The sequence below is a fragment of the Flavobacterium sp. Root901 genome (genome assembly GCF_001429765.1).
Lineage (GTDB): Bacteria > Bacteroidota > Bacteroidia > Flavobacteriales > Flavobacteriaceae > Flavobacterium.
Window position 1 is genome coordinate 103771 of record NZ_LMJB01000008.1, and the last position, 14641, is coordinate 118411.

Genomic DNA, 14641 nt, shown 5'->3' on the forward strand with positions numbered 1-14641 from the left:
ATTATTTCTTTTCGTCGATTAATGCAAATGAAGTCGCTTTAAAACGATCTCCTTTTATTTCTCCTGTTACTAAAGCTTTGCTGATGGCATTACAAAAACCTTTTTCGGCGTGAGCATCACCATGATCATGAATAGTTGTTCCGTCAACAAAATAAGTTTTTCCGTCGATACGAACGGCCAGATCACAGCTTTTGCCTTTCATTCCAAATTGGCATTCTCCACAAGAAGCTTCAACGATTGTTGGTTTATCAAATTTCTTTTTGTCTTGTGCGGTTACAGCAATTCCGATAAATAAAAAAGTTGCTAAAAGTATATTTTTCATAATTAAGAATTTACAGTTATTAGTTTTGCCGTTTCTTTGGCGCGTTCTGTTACTTCATTAACAGGGGTAGAAAGCGTATCATAACTTAAAACAACACCCATTCTGCGGTATGGTCTTGAAGTCGGTTTTCCAAAAATCCTAAAATCGGTTTTTGGTAAGGCAGCAACTTTTTCGATTCCGTTAAAAGTTGGGTTTGCAGAATCTGCTGATGCTAAAATTACGGCACTTGCTCCGGTTTTTTCTAAAGTAATTTCGAAAATAGGAAGGCTTAAAATAGCTCTTAAATGCAGTTCAAATTCGTTGAAATTCTGCGTTCCCGCTAAAGTTACCATTCCGGTATCGTGAGGACGGGGAGAAAGTTCTGAAAAGTAAACGCCTTCATTGGTCAGGAAAAACTCCACACCAAAAAGTCCGGCACCGCCAAGAGCTTCGGTTATTTTTTCAGCCATATCCTGCGCTTCGTACAAATCTTTTTCTGAAACCAAAGCCGGCTGCCAGCTTTCCTGATAATCGCCTCTTTCTTGTCGGTGGCCAATTGGTGCACAAAATAAAGTTGGATTGTTATTTTGAGTAATCGTTAAAAGTGTAATTTCTGAATGAAAATCGACAAAAGCTTCTACAATAACTTCGATAACATCGCCACGCGAACCCGCAACGGCATATTCCCATGCTTTTAAAATATCTTCTTTATTTTTGATTGTCGATTGTCCTTTTCCTGAAGACGACATTAAAGGTTTTACCACACACGGAATTCCAACTTCCTGAACGGCTTTTTGCAGCTCTTCAGCAGAAGTGGCATATTCGTATTTTGCAGTTTTTAATCCTAATTCTTTTGCAGCTAAATCACGAATGGCTTTACGATTCATAGTAAAGTTTGCCGCTTTCGCTGAAGGAACAACGGTGATTCCTTGCTTTTCGTAATCGTAAAAACGTTCGGTGCGAATGGCTTCTATTTCGGGAACAATAAAATCGGGTTGGTGTTTGGCTACGATTCGGTCTAGAGCTTCACCGTCGAGCATATTGATAACTTCAAAACCGTGTGCGACCTGCATTGCCGGAGCATTTTCGTAACTGTCAACTGCGATTATGGTTTGTCCAATTCGTTGTGCGGCGATGGTGAATTCTTTTCCTAATTCGCCTGAACCCAGGAGTAGTATTTTCATTTTGGAGTGTTGTAATATTCAGTAGTAAAAGTAGGGAAAAATGTTTTTAACCGCAATGTTCTATTTAGATGTGTGAATGTAGAGACGCACTGCTGTGCGTCTACGCAGTGTATATTTTACTGCAAAGTTCGCAAAGATTTTTGCAAAGTTCTCTAAGTTTTTGTCTTTAAGTTAAAAGGAATAACGCAAAGAGTTCTCTCGCAGATTTTGCAGATTTTTTTGAGATGAATTGCCTCCAGCTTTAGCTGGAGGAGAAGATGGAAGGTTGCAGGGCTTTAGCCAAACTTGGATATGTTTGGCTAAAGCCCCTATGATAGAATCTTATAAACCTCCAGCTAAAGCTGTAGGCAATTGATGTTTTTTATTTTGAAAATAACATTTTCTCGTTAACCCTTTTGCGTGAGGGATAGAAGTGGAAAGCCCGGAGCCTGACGAAGGAAGTGCGAGGACTTGCAGCGGATAGCCCGACCCGGAGGGGCACGCCCAAAATAAAAAACCGATACTTCTTTTAAAAGCATCGGTTTGTATATTAATGAAAATGATCTTCTTCAATCTCAAATTCGGCATCTTTTTCCCAGATTTCCATTTCGCAGGGTTTGCAGTTGAATTTTAGTTTGTATTCTAATTCGCCCTGTTTCAATACTAATGGCTCTTTTACTTTAACGCCAACAATATCTTTTTGGTGAATCGGGCATTTTTTTAATTCGTATTTGATGCAGTATTTTGTTGTCATTACACGAGATTTTCCCGGATCCCATTGTAATTCAAATGCTTTTTCGATTTCGGTAACACCGTGGCGTTCGTAGAATTTACGAGCTGTTTTATTGGAAACGTTGTACATAAAATCCAGTTTGGTTTCCGGATAAGGATGTGATGTTTTTACCAATTGGTGTTCTTCGCGTTTATAGTTTGCCAGACGAATTTCTGATAATTGTTCGAAAACATTTCTTCGCATTTCGTTGATTTTCGAAATAGGAAGGAACCAGTTTTGAGAAAATACAACATCAATTTCATCGGCGCTGTAAGGTGTGAAACCTGTTTTTGCCAATTGCACTTTGAAGTTTTCTGCAATTGATTCACCGTTTTTCGTTTGTTCTTTTGGATGTTCTAATTTTACGGTGCTTACGTTTCCGTCTTCATCGGTTGCGATTAATTCGAAACCATTTTCATTTTCGGTAAGCAGTAAAGTTGTTCCGATTTTACGGATCGCACTGTCTTCTCTTTCAACAATTTTGATGAAAGCGGTATCGTTGTTACGGTAAATAAAAGTTCCGTCTTTGATTTCTTTTAAAACGTTTGGGTACACTTTTCCGTTTTCGGCTTTGTTTACATAAATTCCGTCTGCTTCGTTTTGTTCGTTGATGAAACAAAGTCCGTCACCGTTGTTTAGCAATTCGCCATTTTCGATTTCGTAAGCACCTCCGATAGTTCGGATTAGTTTACCAATATATTGACCTTTAGATTTTGGGCTTTCCCAGGAACCAATACTAGCGTGTCGTTCGTTTACGAAATAATCAGTATAACCACGGTTGAAAGTTCTGTTTAGAGAGGAATCGAAAGTATACGTGCATTTTCCGGAAGAAGCTTTAGTGTATTTATCGCTTCCTTCTAAATAACTGTCCAGTTTCTGGCGAAGATAAGACACGTTGTTTTTTACGTAAGCCACATCTTTAAGACGTCCTTCGATTTTAAAAGAAACAATTCCGGCTTCAATTAAATTCGGAATCTGGTCTGAAACATCTAAATCTTTTATAGAAAGTAAGTGACTATTTTTGATTAAAGTTTCTCCGTTTCCGTCGATTAAGTTATACGGTAAACGGCAGTTTTGAGCACAAGAACCACGATTGGCGCTGCGTTCTCCGTTGGCCACACTCATATAACAGTTTCCACTGAAAGAAACACAAAGTGCTCCGGTTACGAAAAATTCTAACTCTACATCGGCATGATCGTAGATTTGTTTTATTTGATGAAGATTCAATTCACGCGCTAAAACTACACGTTTGATTCCGGCATCTTTAAGGAATTTAATTTTATCGGCATCACGGTTGTTGGCTTGTGTACTCGCATGAAGCACGATAGGAGGCAGGTCCATTTCCATAATGGCCATGTCCTGAATAATCAGGGCATCAACACCAATGTCGTATAATTCCCAGATCATTGAACGACATGTTTCTAATTCATTGTCGTACAAAATGGTATTCATTACCACAAAAACCTGAGCGTTAAATAAATGCGCATATTTTACCAATGCCGCAACATCTTCGATAGAATTATTGGCATTAGAACGTGCTCCAAATTGCGGTGCACCAATATAAACTGCATCGGCACCGCTGTTTATAGCTGCCATTCCGCCAATTAAATCTCTCGCTGGAGCTAATATTTCGATTTTCTTCTTCATTTCTAAAACTTTAGACTTTTGTGGTATTCCCGAAAAAAAGTGTGCAAAGGTCTAATAAATTATTTGAGTTTGCTAGTCTTGAAGCGATTTTTTTGAAATTGTTAACTTAATATGGAATGATGATGAGTAAGGTTTTGTTTATTGATGTAACTTGTTGTATATTTCTCTTTCTTCTTCAGAGGAATAAAATTTAAATCCGGTTTGTTTTACTTCAATACCAAAATCCCGCTTTATTGAAAAACTGGTTTCAAAAATGGTTGCAAAGAATACTTCAATTCCAAATAATATTGTTGCAATTATGTAGATAATTATAAGTGCTTTTCTACTTAATTTGATTTTGAAAATAAATCTATTTGTCAAAAATAATAGTGAAAAGATCAGTGAAAAATAGACAAGAATATCAATAATGAGCTCCATTATAAAATATTGCTGAGCCAATGAAGTATGGAAAGCAGGACATTTGTAAATTAATGGAAATCCATACATGATATAATCAGATGCATCAATTACATCAGCGATCCACCATTTTGTAAAAAGTATGAAAATGATTATCGTTAACGGAAGTGCTAAACTTAGTAATCTATTTTTGTTTATCATATTAAACAAATATGTTGTTTTGAAAGTAATTAATCTAAAGGAAAAGTATATCCTAAAGCAAATACCGCAGTTGATTGTTTTGCGGCAGGGTGAAAGTAGCCGGAAATACCAATTTCAAAACTATTATGTCTGCCCACGGCCAATCCGATGCTAAATGGAATATGCAGTAAAACATCACTTTTATTAAAATTAACGTTTGGGGTAAAAGTTTCGAACTTTCCTATTGAAGTTCCAATACCACCTTCAATAAATGGTGCAACCCATGGTATTGGTGCGCAAATTCGAACTTTTCCTCCCATTAAAAAGGCATTAGTTGTTACTTTATACTGAGGTTGATTTTGCACATTTTGATTTTTATCAACAGATTCAAAAATAGCACCTGCATATGGTCTTACACTAAACCATGATTTTAAACCTATAATATATTCACCCTGAAGATAAAGTCCGCCTCCCATAACGTCTACTTCTTCCTGACTGCCATAATTTTCAATATAATAAGAACTGCTGGATCCAAAACCTATGGAAGCTTTTATGGATCTGTCGGTGGTTTGGGCTTTTATTTCATTCGAGGACAATACTATAAAGGCAATAGTGATAAAATAGCGTAAAGTTAAATTCATAAAAAAAGGTCTTTTGATTTATTAAATAGTGAGGCGAAAGTAAGATTTATTTTTCAATTTTGACAAAACAAAAAAACCGCTAGATCCGAAGACCTAAGCGGTTTCAAAAAAAGCATGAACTAATCGATTAATTAGCTTTCATTTTAATTTGTGATAAAGCATTTTGAATACTGTTTAATTGTTTAGAAACAATAAAAACCTGACTGTGTTCTAAATGATTATTATCGAGTGCGCTTTTGTATTTTTCAATTGCGGCTTCTTCACCGGTTACACAGGCATTGATAATGGCTTCAGTATCTCCGCCGGTAAAAGATGATTTGATATCGATCCATGTACGGTGTAATGCTCCAAGTGGTCCTCCGCCAGATGTATCTGTTGATTTTCCTAGTTTGTTAATCTCATCTTGCAGCTCTACAATAAATAATGCTCTTTCTCTGGCATATTCAAGAAAATCTGTTTTCATTGCTGGATTTTCTACATGTTCTGCAGCATTTGTATATCCTAGTTTTCCATCTTCAAGAATTGAAATTAATCCTTCTAAAGTTTTTACTGCTTCCTGTGTGGTTTCATCTGTATGTATCATGACTAATAGTTTTTAAATTAATACATTACAAAGTTGGCGATTTCATAAGTAGTATGTTTTACAGGATTATAGGTAATGTTTTACAATATTGTAGAATGGAAATTTTGAAAGTTTAATGCTGGTTTTATAAATATTAACTATTTGTAACCTTTTATTGATTGCAGGCGTTAAAGCTTATTCTTTTCCGTATGCTTCGGGTTCAATAATCTCTACAGCAAATGCTTTGTTGAAATAGCAAAATGCATTGCAAAACAATACATTATTAACTCTTGTTTATTTGGAAAAAGCTTTTACAAATTATTGGCTCAATAATGGAGAAAAAATTGATTATGGACCGCTGGCATTTACAAAAGATAAAAAATAAAATAGTGCAGGAACATGGAGTAAGCATTTCTGGTTTAAATCTATAGGAGTTTATGAACCAACTGAACAAATTTATGTGGTAGGTTTGAGTAATTGCGAATGTATTCTCCAACTGCAATTACAAAAGAGATTGCTTCTCTTTTAATTGACTAAACAAAAAAAGGGTGTCTTTAAAACACCCTTTTCATATATAATTTGAAATATTAAGCAGTCAAAGCTTCTTTGATTCTTCTTAATGCTTCTTTTAAAATATCGTTGCTTGTTGCATAAGAGAAACGAATACAGTTTGGATTTCCGAATGCATCACCTGTTACTGTTGCTACATTTGCTTCTGCTAAAAGATACATGGAAACATCATTAGCATCTTTAATTTCGTGTCCTTTTAAGGTTTTTCCGAAGAAAGAAGAAACGTCTGGGAATACATAAAACGCACCTTCAGGAACGTTGATTTTTACACCCGGAATTTCTTTTAATAATCCAACTACTAAATCTCTGCGACCGTGGAAAGCCTGAACCATTTCGTTTAAAACGCTTGGATCTGCATCTACTGCAGTAATTGTAGCGCGTTGTGCTACAGAATTTGCTCCAGATGTAACTTGTCCCTGAATTTTTGTACACGCTTTTGCGATAAATTCAGGAGCTCCGATGTATCCAATTCTGTATCCTGTCATAGCAAATGCTTTTGCAACTCCGTTTACAGTAATTGTTTTTTCTAACATTCCCGGAATAGATCCAATACTGCAAAAAGTTCCTGAGAAATTGATGTGCTCATAAATTTCGTCAGCAACTACGTAAATATTTGGATGTTTTTCTAAAACTTTTGCAAGAGCTGTTAACTCTTCTCTGCTGTAAACAGACCCTGAAGGGTTACATGGAGAAGAGAACCACATCATTTTTGTTTTTGGTGTGATTGCAGCTTCTAATTGTTCTGGTGTAATTTTGAAATCTGTTTCTACAGATGTTGGAACTTCAACAGGAACTCCCCCGGAAAGTTTCACGATTTCGAAATAAGAAACCCAGTATGGTGCCGGAAGAATCACTTCGTCCCCATCATTTAACATTACTTGTGCAATGTTGTATAAAGATTGTTTTGCTCCTGTAGAAACTACAATTTGAGATGGTTTATAATCTAAATCATTATCTCTTTTGAATTTTCTGCAGATCGCTTCTTTTAAATCCTGATATCCATCAACTGGAGAATATGTACTGTAGTTATCATCGATTGCTTTTTTTGCAGCTTCTTTGATAAAGTCTGGGGTATTAAAATCCGGTTCACCCAAACTTAAACTGATAATGTCTTTTCCTTGTGCTTTTAATTCTCTTGCCAAAGCGGCCATTGCTAATGTCTGCGAAGTTGCAAGATTGTTGATTCTGTCCGAAAGAATATGGTTCATTATAAAAATTTTGATTGTCCTTAAATTACTACGCTGTTAAGGAAGGTTAATTATTAATAGATTTTTTTAGTTTAAACAGATAATTCAGGTTTCATTCCTAAGTCGCGCAAATGCTTAAAGTGAGCTGCAATGGCACTTCGCATTGTTTTGTACTCATAATAAGGCAGGTTGCATTCTTTTGCAGTTTCTTTTACGATTTTTGCAATTTTACCATAATGAATGTGACTGATATTAGGAAAGATATGATGCTCAATCTGATGGTTTAATCCTCCGGTATACCAATTTACAATTGCATTTTGTGGTGCAAAATTAGTTGTTGTATACAATTGATGAACCGCCCAAGTATTATCCATTTCTCCTAATTCATTTGGAGATGGATTTATAGTATGATCTACAACGTGTGCCAGCTGGAAAACAATACTTAAAATTAATCCTGCTGTATAATGCATTGCAAAAAATCCAACCAGTACTTTCCACCAGGTAATTCCAATTACAATTGGCAATACAATCCAGATTGACACATAAATCATTTTTGTGATAATTAATGTTGTCCAAAGAATTTTAGGATTTTTTGGTTCACCATATGATAATTTTCTTTTTAAGTAATTGCGCATTTGCTTAAAGTCAGTCGTTAATGCCCAATTAAAAGTTAGGAGTCCGTATAAGAAAACAGAATAATAATGTTGAAAACGATGAAAACGATGCCATTCTGCATGTTCTGTAAAACGAATAATTCTTCCGGCATCTAAATCTTCGTCATGTCCGGGAATATTAGTATAAGTATGATGAAGTACGTTGTGCTGTACCTGCCAGTTATAAACATTTCCTGCCAAAACATAAATCGTTCCGCCCATAAATTTATTAATCCAGCTTTTGTTTGAGTAGGAACCATGATTTCCGTCATGCATTACATTCATTCCAACTCCGGCCATTCCCACACCCATCACTACAGAAAGTAACAGCATTAACCAAAAAGGCATATTTAAAGTCAGAATTAAAAAATATGGGGTCAGGAAAACAGCAAATAAAATAACAGCTTTTAAATGTAACTTCCAGTTTCCGGTTTTTTGGATGTTATTCTCCTTGAAGTAATTGTTTACCCGAGAATTAAGTGTTCTGAAAAACTTCAGATTGTCTTGCCTTGCAAAAGTTGGAGCGGTGTTATTCATAATTGTTTTAAATAGATTTCAAAGGTAATTATTATAAATTCTCAATTTGCAAAATTGAGTTAAATATTTCAATCGTAAAGTAGTACTTTTGTTAAAAATTTACAGCAATGGATGAGATATTGAAATATTTTCCCAATTTGACCGATCTTCAAATCGAACAATTTCAAAAATTAGACTTTTTATACCACGATTGGAATGAAAAAATTAATGTGATTTCGCGCAAAGACATTGATTCATTATATACAAAACACATTTTACATTCATTAGGGATTGCTAAAGTTATGAAATTTGAACCCGGAGCAACAGTTTTGGATGTTGGAACGGGAGGTGGTTTCCCAGGAATTCCGCTGGCGATTCTTTTTCCGGAAACCCGTTTTTATTTGATTGATGTTATTGCCAAAAAAATAAAAGTAGTTCAGGGTGTTGTGGATGCATTAGAGTTAAAAAACGTAAAAGCAGAACAAAAACGTGCCGAATTAGTAAAAGGTGATTTCGATTTTATTGTAAGCCGTGCCGTAACCAATATGCCCGACTTTGTATCTTGGATAAAAGATAAAATCAAAAAGCAGCATAAACATACTCTGAAAAATGGAATTCTTTATTTAAAAGGAGGAGATTTGGCCGAAGAATTAAAAGATTTTCCAAATGCGACTCTATATGATTTAGCTGCAATATTTGAAGATGAATTTTTTGAAACTAAAAAAGTGGTGCATCTTCCTTTGAAATTTAAACCTTAAAACAGCATAAACAAATAACCCGAAAAGAATTCTTTTCGGGTTATTTTTGAATAGTTTTTTTCAATTTAGACGGATTTTGTATGAAAAACTAACCTCGAATAAAGCTTTTACTTTTATCAAATGGTTCTGATTCAACTAAAATTTCATAGTTTTTATCTTCATTTTCAAATAGCGCTGGAAGCCATTTCTCTCCAATTTCTTCATAGCATTTTGTTCGATATTCGTATAAAGAAATAATTTGTGTTATTTCTTTCTGAAAGTTTTTTTCTTCATACCATATACTTCCGCATTCACCACACCCAAAAAAACTTGAATTATCATCGTCAATTAAATCTACCCAGCCAATGCAATGACTAACAGGACAACGATATATATCAAATTCTTTCAAATTTTTCATAATTTAAAAAATTTGGTCGAGTATTGATTGAAGAATACTCGACCATTTATAACAAAGTTTTATTGTTTTCAGGATATCTTTAAGTCAGATTTATGATGCCTTTCTCGAAAAATCTAGAAACGGATTTGCCTTTACATCCAGATTATCAATAAAGTTATGAAGTGCAGTTTCACACGCTTCTTTACTATATTTAAATTCAGCATCAAAGAAAAACTCTCTGCAAATCATTGATTCATTTGATGAATCATAAACAGCCTCATCATCTTCATCAATATCATCATAGTTGTATTGACAAGGATATAAACGAATTAAATCTGCTATAATAGAGTCAAACCATTTGTCGAATGTTTTCTTTTTTGGAGTAATATGGCGTGCCAGAACAGCTAATCCAATAATTTCACTCTGCAGTAAATAAGAACCTTTTCTATATCTCACATCAATCATTCTGACATCCATAAGTGCAATCCATAATGCGCCGTTTACAGAGCCGTTAGCCGGTACATCAAAGTCACAGTCAAATAATAAAGGGTTTGTTTGTTCGCGATTGTTAATAGAACACCAGATTGCTTCGATTCGTTTTTGAGTATCAGTTGTAAATTGTGTGTATCCGGTAAAACGCCAGTAAATCCATTCCAGTAATGCAGCAGTTAAACCCATTGATGCTTTGTGGTTTATTTGCATTAATAAGCTTTCTATAACATCATTTCCTTCAAGTGGGTCTAATAATTCATCTATTTTCTTTTTTGTCCATTTAAAGTCGATAACATGTCCAATACTTTTTGAATCCATAATTACCTTTGGTACATTGTTTAAATTTCTCATATTTTTAATTTTTATTAATCGTATTTGATGAGACAAATGTACAGGCATGCTGTTTTTTAAAGAGGAAGTAGAAGTTTTAAAAGTATTAAATTAAGCCATTTCGTTATCGTATAGTATTGATAACTAATTACATAAGAAAATTACTACAATTTTATTTTATTTCAATTTGTAAGATAATCTGGCTTTTTTTACTAACTTTATTTGATTAAACAGATAAGATGTTGGTTTTGATTTGTTTATAATCCATTTGAAATTATTCGACTTAAATAGTATATGAGATGAATAAAACACTTTATACAATTGCAATACTGTTTTTTTTCCTAATGTCCTGCGACAGGAAAAAGACAAAAGAAGTAGAAGAACGTCAGGAATTACATGAAAATGTAATGATTGAAACTGCATCTAAATTAATTCCTTTAAAAGAAAAAGTATTAACTGCAGAACAGCAAAAGGCCCTTACGCCAGATTTAGTAATTAAGAGTTTAAAGGAGGGTAACAAACGTTATATGAATAACGATCTGACTTTAAGAGATCACTCGGCATTAGTGCGTGATGCTACAGAAGGACAATATCCAAAAGCAGTGGTTCTTTCCTGCCTTGACAGCCGAATTCCTGTAGAAGATGTTTTTGATAAAGGAATTGGCGATTTGTTTGTTGGAAGAGTGGCTGGGAATTTTGTCAACGAAGATTTACTTGGAAGTATGGAATTTGGATGTAAAGTTTCAGGAGCAAAACTTATTTTAGTTTTAGGACATGAATCCTGCGGCGCCATTAAATCAGCAATTGACAATGTAGAGCTGGGAAACATAACAGCAATGCTTTCTAAAATAAAACCTGCAATAGAAAAATCTAAAGATTTTACTGGAGACAAAACATCTAAAAATGATGAATTTGTAGAATATGTGGCAAAAAACAATGTTTTGGAAACCATAGAGAATATTAAAAAGAACAGTCCGATTTTAAAAGAAATGGAAGACAAAGGCGAAATTAAAATAATAGGTGCTTACTACGATCTGCACTCTGGAGAAGTAACTTTTCTATAAAAAAATAAAAGCCGGAAATTTTTAATTTCCGGCTTTTTTATAATCTAAACTCTAAAATCAGATAATTATCCTAAAAATGGATATCTGTAATCTTCCGGAGTTACAAAAGTTTCTTTAATAGTTCTTGGAGAAGCCCAGCGTAATAAGTTCAGAGCAGAACCCGCTTTATCGTTAGTTCCGGAAGCTCTTGCACCACCAAACGGCTGCATTCCAACAACTGCTCCGGTTGGTTTATCATTAATGTAGAAGTTACCCGCAGCGTTTTGCAATTTAGTAGTCGCTGCTTCAACAGCATAACGATCCTGGCTGAAAACTGCTCCCGTTAAAGCATATTCAGAAGTAGTATCAACTAATTCCAAAGTCTCTTCCCATTTAGCATCTTCGTAAACGTAGATTGTAATAACTGGTCCGAATAATTCAGTTTCCATTGTAGTATATTTTGGATTTGTCGTTACAATAACCGTTGGCTCAATAAAGTATCCAACAGATTTATCATAATTTCCTCCAACGATAATTTCAGCATCGGCATCTTTTTTAGCCTGATCGATATAACTTGCTAATTTATCAAAAGAACCTTCGTGGATAACTGCTGTAATAAAGTTTCCGAAATCTTCCGGAGAACCCATTTTCATCGATTTTACATCAGCAATTAATTGTTCTTTTACAGCAGGCCATAAACTTTGAGGGATATAAGCTCTTGAAGCTGCAGAACATTTTTGCCCCTGATATTCAAATGCACCACGGGTAATACCTGTAGCCACTTGTTTTACATTTGCGCTTGGATGTGCAATGATAAAATCTTTACCACCAGTTTCTCCAACGATTCTTGGATATGTTTTGTAATTGTGAATGTTTGCTCCAATTTTAGACCAGATATCTTTAAATACATGAGTAGATCCTGTAAAGTGAATACCAGCAAAATCGCGGCTTGCTAAAACAGTATCTGTAATCATTAAAGCATCTCCGAAAACTACGTTGATAACTCCGTCAGGAACACCTGCTTCTTTGAAAACATCGATGATGATTTTTGCAGAAAATACCTGACTGTCACTTGGTTTCCAAACGACAACGTTACCCATCATAGCGGCACTTGCAGGAAGGTTTGCAGCAATAGCAGTAAAGTTAAAAGGAGTAATTGCGTATACAAATCCTTCAAGAGGTCTGTATTCTACACGATTCCAAACAGTAGAATCTGATTTTGGCTGATCGTTATAAATCTGAGTCATAAACTCGACATTGTAACGTAAAAAGTCGATTAACTCGCAAGAAGAATCGATTTCTGCCTGATGTATATTTTTAGACTGACCAATCATTGTAGCTGCGTTAATACGCGCTCTGTATGGACCGGCGATAAGTTCAGCAGCTTTTAAGAAAATAGCAGCACGCTGTTCCCATGCCATATCTGCCCATTTTGTTCTTGCCTCAAGTGCATTGGCAATTGCTTTTTCGACATGTTGTTTTTCAGCTAAATGATACTTTCCAACGATGTGTTTGTGATCATGAGGAGCTGTAATATTCTTTGTATTTCCAGTTTTGATTTCTTCACTTCCAATATATAAAGGAACATCGATTTGAGAGTTCCACATTGTAGTGTAAGCTGCCTGAACAGCTGCTTTTTCTGGTGAATTCGGTGCATAGCTTTTAACAGGCTCGTTTACCGCTTTTGGTACATGAAAGAATCCTTTTAACATGGGATAAATTATTTTAAAATTTACGAATTGTTTAATTTTTTACAAAAGTACAAATGATAATTTGATTATATCACAATACAATATTAAAAAGTTGTAATTTAATAAACTAATTGCACGAAGTTGTAAAATATAACTTATGTTAAAGGTTTAAATTTGAGCTACTTCTGAAAAGAACATTTTTAAATGTACCATTATGAAAATACCATTGCTAGCTTTTAATGATAAAGGTATTTACTGTCAGCAGGCAGATGTTTATCTTGATCCGTGGCGTCCTGTAAAAAATGCCATTATCACACACGGGCATGCTGATCATTCTCGCTGGGGGCATCAAAATTATATTACACATCACAATAATGTTCCTATAATTCGTCATCGTTTAGGAGAAATAAATGTTACCGGAAAAGAGTGGGGAGAAACTTTTGTGATCAATAACGTCAAATTTTCACTTCACCCTGCCGGACATATTATTGGAAGTTCGCAGATCCGTGTAGAGCACAAAGGAGAAGTCTGGGTTTTTACCGGAGATTATAAAACAGAAGATGACGGAATTTCGACACCTTATGAAGTAGTAAAATGCGACACTTTTATTACCGAATGCACTTTTGGGCTGCCGGCTTTTAACTGGACGCCGCAAGCCGAAGTTATTACAGAAATCAATAATTGGTGGGCAGAGAATAAAGCCGAAGGCAGGACTTCAATTCTCTTTGGATATTCATTAGGAAAAGCACAAAGACTTTTAAAATATCTTGATACTGATATTGGCAAAATATATACGCACGGCGCTATCGAAAACATGACAAATGTTTTACGTCCGATGGTTTATTTTCCTCCAACCGAATTAATTACCAGGGAAACCAAAAGAGAAGCACTTTTAGGAAATATGGTGCTCGCTCCGCCAAGTGCCCACGGAAGTATCTGGATTCGAAAAATGACACCCTTTGTAACCGGATCAGCAAGCGGCTGGATGGCTTTTAGGGGAGCGAGACGAAGACGTGCAATCGATAAAGGTTTTGTTTTGAGCGATCATTGCGACTGGCACTCTTTGTTGGAAAGCGTTAAAGCAACAGGCGCAGAACGAGTAATTTGCACCCATGGCTATACAGATATTTTTGCTAAATATTTACGGGAATTAGGCTATGATGCCAGAACCGAAAAAACACAATACGAAGGCGAAACTGCCGAAATGGAAAAAGAAGAAAAAGAAATCGAAATCGATCAAAATGAAGCTTCGGTTATTTCTGAAAATTAATAATGAAAAAAATTAACACATAGAAACATAAACTTTCTTGTGGTTAAAGACATTTCATTTTTTTAAACAAACATAGCTATGTGTGAAAATCCA

The 14641-nt window shown here is 35.0% G+C and carries 14 protein-coding genes; 3 read left to right on the plus strand and 11 right to left on the minus strand.

The genetic code is table 11. The features are described 5' to 3' along the window. Window position 1: 1 nt before the first annotated feature. The 8 genes from ASE21_RS15975 to ASE21_RS16010 form a co-directional block, all read right to left on the minus strand. A complete protein-coding gene (locus tag ASE21_RS15975) occupies window positions 2-322 on the minus strand; it encodes a DUF6370 family protein (protein ID WP_057123698.1) in 321 nt (106 codons plus the stop codon). A 2-nt stretch (window positions 323-324) separates the two neighbouring features. Further along, window positions 325-1485 carry a formate-dependent phosphoribosylglycinamide formyltransferase gene (gene purT, locus ASE21_RS15980; protein ID WP_057123699.1) on the minus strand — a complete coding sequence of 387 codons (1161 nt, stop codon included), beginning with the start codon at window positions 1483-1485 and terminating at the stop codon, window positions 325-327. Window positions 1486-2014: 529 nt separating this feature from the next. Further along, entirely contained in the window at window positions 2015-3883 is a 1869-nt protein-coding gene (locus ASE21_RS15985) for a peptidase U32 family protein (RefSeq protein WP_057123700.1), read from the minus strand. Between the two features lie 138 nt (window positions 3884-4021). After that, window positions 4022-4480, minus strand: coding sequence for a hypothetical protein (locus ASE21_RS15990; protein WP_057123701.1), 459 nt, complete (start codon window positions 4478-4480; stop codon window positions 4022-4024). 29 nt (window positions 4481-4509) lie between these two features. After that, window positions 4510-5100, minus strand: a complete 591-nt coding sequence (locus tag ASE21_RS15995; protein ID WP_057123702.1) for a hypothetical protein — start codon at window positions 5098-5100, stop codon at window positions 4510-4512. A 127-nt stretch (window positions 5101-5227) separates the two neighbouring features. Then, complete coding sequence (locus tag ASE21_RS16000; protein WP_057123703.1) at window positions 5228-5683, minus strand: ferritin-like domain-containing protein; 456 nt, start codon at window positions 5681-5683, stop codon at window positions 5228-5230. A gap of 566 nt (window positions 5684-6249) precedes the next feature. Next, entirely contained in the window at window positions 6250-7440 is a 1191-nt protein-coding gene (locus tag ASE21_RS16005; RefSeq protein ID WP_057123704.1) for a pyridoxal phosphate-dependent aminotransferase, read from the minus strand. 71 nt (window positions 7441-7511) lie between these two features. Next, a complete protein-coding gene (locus ASE21_RS16010) occupies window positions 7512-8609 on the minus strand; it encodes a fatty acid desaturase family protein (RefSeq protein ID WP_057123705.1) in 1098 nt (365 codons plus the stop codon). A 107-nt stretch (window positions 8610-8716) separates the two neighbouring features. Here ASE21_RS16010 and rsmG point away from each other — a divergent pair, with 107 nt between their 5' ends. Continuing rightward, complete coding sequence (gene rsmG / locus ASE21_RS16015) at window positions 8717-9346, plus strand: 16S rRNA (guanine(527)-N(7))-methyltransferase RsmG (protein WP_057123706.1); 630 nt, start codon at window positions 8717-8719, stop codon at window positions 9344-9346. Between the two features lie 88 nt (window positions 9347-9434). On the opposite strand, the gene ASE21_RS16020 is transcribed toward rsmG, so the two are convergent. After that, entirely contained in the window at window positions 9435-9743 is a 309-nt protein-coding gene (locus ASE21_RS16020; RefSeq protein ID WP_057123707.1) for a hypothetical protein, read from the minus strand. Window positions 9744-9833: 90 nt separating this feature from the next. Further along, entirely contained in the window at window positions 9834-10565 is a 732-nt protein-coding gene (locus ASE21_RS16025; protein WP_057123708.1) for a hypothetical protein, read from the minus strand. A 278-nt stretch (window positions 10566-10843) separates the two neighbouring features. Between ASE21_RS16025 and ASE21_RS16030 the strand changes: the two genes are divergently transcribed. Continuing rightward, entirely contained in the window at window positions 10844-11608 is a 765-nt protein-coding gene (locus tag ASE21_RS16030; protein ID WP_057123709.1) for a carbonic anhydrase family protein, read from the plus strand. Window positions 11609-11673: 65 nt separating this feature from the next. Here the strand turns inward: ASE21_RS16030 and pruA are convergent, their stop codons facing one another. Beyond that, window positions 11674-13299, minus strand: coding sequence for an L-glutamate gamma-semialdehyde dehydrogenase (gene pruA, locus ASE21_RS16035; RefSeq protein WP_057123710.1), 1626 nt, complete (start codon window positions 13297-13299; stop codon window positions 11674-11676). A 193-nt stretch (window positions 13300-13492) separates the two neighbouring features. On the opposite strand from pruA, the gene ASE21_RS16040 reads away from it, so the two are divergent. Then, window positions 13493-14548: a ligase-associated DNA damage response exonuclease gene (locus ASE21_RS16040; RefSeq protein WP_057123711.1), complete on the plus strand. Its 1056-nt coding sequence runs from the start codon at window positions 13493-13495 to the stop codon at window positions 14546-14548. Window positions 14549-14641: the final 93 nt, after the last annotated feature.